We start from the raw sequence: 514 nt of genomic DNA, 5'->3' as shown, positions 1-514 counted from the left end.
GAGTCAAATATTACGTTTGGCGCGCTACCTGCTGCGATAATCACTTCAATACCCGCGCGACGTGCGATGTCGGCTGCTTGAAGTTTCGTCGCCATACCACCCGTACCGAGTGTTGTACCGCTGCCGCCAGCAATTTTACGCAACGTGTCATCAATGGTTTTAACTTCTTTGATCAGCTCTCCATTCGGATCTTTTCGTGGGTCTGCAGTAAACCGACCTTTTTGGTCTGTCAGTAGCAATAACTTATCTGCACCACACAAAATACCCACTAAAGCCGATAGGTTGTCATTGTCGCCGACTTTGATTTCACTGGTGGCTACTGCATCATTTTCGTTCACGATTGGAATAATATCGTTCGCCACAAGCGCATTGATGGTGTCACGCGCATTAAGAAAACGCTCACGATCATCCAAGTCAGCACGAGTCAGTAGCATTTGACCAATCTTGATACCGTAAATACCAAACAAAGACTCCCATGTTTGAATCAAACGACTCTGACCCACAGCAGCAAGCA

General features: G+C 46.9%; 1 protein-coding gene. It reads right to left on the bottom strand.

Annotated features, from left to right (window positions below):
- Positions 1-514, bottom strand: a 514-nt coding sequence (proB, locus tag R7040_RS30045; protein ID WP_318098132.1) for a glutamate 5-kinase, incomplete at both ends; no start/stop codon positions are given.

It is taken from the genome of Vibrio sp. 1069, assembly GCF_033340555.1.
The sequence above is the reverse complement of the archived record's forward strand: the minus strand, read 5'-3'. Positions and strand labels throughout refer to the sequence as shown.